This is a genomic window from Micromonospora sp. KC207, from assembly GCF_004348615.1.
Lineage (GTDB): Bacteria > Actinomycetota > Actinomycetes > Mycobacteriales > Micromonosporaceae > Micromonospora.
Genome location: NZ_SMKJ01000460.1, coordinates 1 through 3,353, shown reverse-complemented (window position 1 = coordinate 3,353; position 3,353 = coordinate 1). Strand labels below are relative to the sequence as shown.

The following is a 3,353-nucleotide window of genomic DNA, read 5'->3' as shown; positions in this document are numbered from 1 at the left end:
ACCACCCCCCGGCCGCCGTCGGCCCCTGCCGACCCGCCGGCCGCCGACGCTCCGGCGGCACCGGGGGCGACGCCACCGTCGCCGACGTCGCCACGGGCCACCCGCCCCGATCCCGGGCCGTCCGCCGCCCAGCCGCCGGCCGGCTCGTCGTCGGCCGGTTCGTCGCACGGCACCCAGCAGATCGCCCAGCCGCCCGGCGGGCCGCAGCCGGCGATGGCCGCCGGGGCGTCCCGGGCGGGCGCGGGGGACCAGGTGAACCGGCCGCTCGCGGTCTCCGCGGTGCTCGCCGTCGCCAGCATCGTCGGGGCGCAGATCGGGGCGGTCCTCGGGTTGCGCCGCCGGCCGGCGATCGCCAGGGCCACCAGCGGCGCGCGTGCCCTCGTCACCGGCCGACACCGCCGGGACTGACCTCCGCGACTCCAGGTCGGCGATATTGCGGCATCCGGCGCGGGAGAAACCGCCATGCCGGCGGCATTGCGGCGGCGTCCCCGGCCCCCGCCGAGCCGGGCGGGCCCGCCCACGCCGAGCCGGGCGGGCCCGCCCACGCCGAGCCAGCCGCGTTGAGCCCAGGCGGGCCCGGGCGCGTCGCACTCAGGGCAGCCGCGCCTCCAGGACCCCGTCGACCACGCGGGTCGGCAGGACCTGTTGGTCGTTGCCGGACGGCCCGTGCATGACCTCGCCCCCGTTGAGCCGGAACGCGCTGCCGTGCCACGGGCAGACGACGCAGGCGTGCCCGTCGATCTCGGTGACCTCGCCCTCGCCGAGCGGGCCGCTCTGGTGCGGGCAGCGTTCCAGCATCACCGTCACCTCGTCGCCGTGCCGGTAGAGGATCACCGAGACGTCGTCCATCTCACGGGTGACCAGCTTCCGCTGGGGCAGCGCGGCAAGGTCCGCCAGCGCGTGCCAACCCTCGCCGATCCGGTGCAGCTCGGAGACGCTCTGGTTGACCTGCGCCCCCTGCTTGTACGCCAGGTGCCCACCGAGGTAAGCGCCTGCGCTCGCCGCGCTGAGCCCGAGGTACGCCAGCGCCCGCCCGGTGCCGTGCCGGCCATTGAGCCGGGCCGCCAGCGAACCCGCGTACAGGGTCAGGCCGATGGTGTTCGACGCGGCGTGCACCAGCCCGATGCGGCGCTGGTCCCGGGAGAGGGCCGCCCAGTCGTTCAGCCCGGCGACCGCCGCCGGGAGAGCGCTGACCGTGCCCAACCCGACCAGGGTGGTGGCCGCCCGGCGCTGGCCGGGCAGCAGGTCGAGCACGGCGGCGCTGATCCAGGAGCCGATCGGCACCTGCACCAGCGCCGGGTGCAGCGGGTGGCCGAGGAAGACGCCGTGCAGCAGGTCGCGGACCCGCTGAGGGCGCAGGGTGGCCTGGACGGCGCGTTGCAACCGGTCGCCGGCCCGGTCCAGCGCCGAGGCCCGTTCGATTTTTGTCAGCAGTGCCCTCATTCCGTCCGGATTCCCGGCGGAAGCGGTCGCAAACCGGGCGGCGGTGACGAGCCTGTCCGGCGTACGCGTTGACCACGCGCGCACCGGACACGGGACTCATCAACGGGCCTGGCCACCTTGTCGACGTGCACGAGTTGGCTGTTCGGTCGGTCGGTCACCCGCCGACCAGCGGTCGTGGTGCACCGCCTCGGCGAGGGGCCTCCGCCGTCGCCATCCGTGCCGCTCCAGGTCCGGCACGGCCTCCAGGTGGGTGACCGGCCCGACGCAGAGCCAGGCCACCGGCCGGATGCCCTCCGGGACGCCCAGCAGCTCGGCCAGGAACGGCTCCCGGTAAAAGGAGACCCACCCGACGCCCAGCCCCTCGGCGGTGGCGGCGAGCCAGAGGTTCTGGATGGCCAGGCAGACCGAGTAGAGGCCGGCGTCGGCGATGGCGTGCCGGCCGAGCACGGCCGGGCCGCCGCGCTGCGGATCGTACGTGACGACGACCGACAGCGTCGACTCCAGCACCCCATCGATCTTGATAGGTGCGAACCGGTCCGCCGCCGCGCCGTCCAGGGTGGCGGCGAAGGTGGCCCGCTCGGTCTGGACGTGCCGGTGGAACCGGCGGCGGACGTCGGCGTCCCGGACCAGGACGAAGTCCCACGGCTGCGAGAAGCCGACACTGGGCGCGGCGTGCGCCGCGTCGAGGATCCGGTGCAGGGTGTCGGCCGGCACCGGGTCCCCGGTGAACTGGGCCCGGACGTCCCGGCGGCGGTGAATGGCGTCGTAGAGTTCCACAGGCAGGCTCCCGCTGCGCTCGGCCCACCCCTCGCGGGTGGGCGGTCGACGCGAGGCCGGTCTTCGGACTCCCGGATCGACGCCTGGCCGTCCGCCTTCCCAGCCGCACGGCCAGTGGCTGCGCTCCTCGCGCGTGGACGGTGGCTCCCCGGTCACCGCGGCGGGCCCGTGCCGGTTTTCCACCGGCTTCCCGATTCTCCCCGCGCACGCGGGGCACCTCACATGATCGTGCCGCCGCGATGCTAGCGCCTCGCGCGGCGACGGCCCAGCGCGGCGAGCGCCCAACACGGCGTGACGGCCCAACTCGCCCGGCCGGTCGCGGCCCGCGGCAGCGCTCCGGCCTGCGACGGCGGCCCCAGCTACCCGGGCCGGCGGCCACGCGTCGGCGTATCCACCGCCACCAGGGGCGGTGGAGCGGCACGCCGGTGGCGCGCCCCCGGTCATTCCCGCAGGGTCTGGCTGGGCGACCGTCCGTAGGCCCGGCGGTACTGGGTGGCGAACCGGCCCAGGTGGACGAAGCCCCAGCGGGCGGCGACGGCCGCCACGGTGAGGCCCGCGCCGGGCTCGGCGGCCCGGAGGTCGCGATGCACCCGCTCCAGGCGTACCCGCCGCAGGTAGAGCGTCGGGGTGGTGTCGAGGTACCGCCGGAAGGCCTGCTGGAGGGCCCGCGCGCCCAGCCCTGCCGCGACCGCGACGTCCGTCACGGTCAACGCCTGGTCCGCGTGTTCCTCGATGTAGGCGACCGCGCGCCGGACCGCCGCCGGCGCGATGGCCCCGTCGCCGCGGGTCGGTGCCTCGGTCATCGTCGTGTTGGGGAACGTGGACAGCGCGACGGCCGCCAGCAGCCCGAGCGCCTCCGCCTGCACCAGGGCGTTCGCCCCGAACGCGGTGTCCGGCAGCACGACCCGGGTGAGATACCGCGTGATGCTGCGCCAGAGGTCCGCGGCGGCCGGGGACACCGGCAGCAGTCCCTGGAACCGCAGGTTCACCGGCGCGATGCCGCACCGCTCCTGCGCGACCCGCCGCACCTCGGCGAGGGGAAGCTCCAAGGCGACGACCTCCATGTCGCGGTGCAGGATCGTCCTGGTCCGCCCAGGCGGCACCAGCAGCAGGTAACCCGCCCCGGCCATGAC

Annotated in this window: 3 protein-coding genes, 1 pseudogene and 1 riboswitch; all 4 genes and pseudogenes read right to left on the bottom strand. The window is 75.9% G+C overall.

The window, feature by feature from the left end:
• Window positions 1-386: pseudogene (locus E1258_RS36065) on the bottom strand (hypothetical protein); the annotation flags it as partial.
• Window positions 387-591: 205 nt separating this feature from the next.
• The gene (locus E1258_RS31220; RefSeq protein WP_132407410.1) at window positions 592-1,443 is read right to left on the bottom strand and encodes a DUF2231 domain-containing protein; all 852 of its coding nucleotides are present in this window, start codon (window positions 1,441-1,443) and stop codon (window positions 592-594) included.
• 99 nt (window positions 1,444-1,542) lie between these two features.
• On the bottom strand, window positions 1,543-2,220 hold the full coding sequence (gene bluB, locus E1258_RS31215) for a 5,6-dimethylbenzimidazole synthase (RefSeq protein ID WP_132407408.1): 678 nt from the start codon (window positions 2,218-2,220) through the stop codon (window positions 1,543-1,545).
• A 36-nt stretch (window positions 2,221-2,256) separates the two neighbouring features.
• Window positions 2,257-2,456: riboswitch (cobalamin riboswitch) on the bottom strand.
• A gap of 204 nt (window positions 2,457-2,660) precedes the next feature.
• Window positions 2,661-3,353: helix-turn-helix transcriptional regulator (locus E1258_RS34165; protein WP_207919881.1), on the bottom strand; the 693-nt coding region annotated here is incomplete at its 5' end.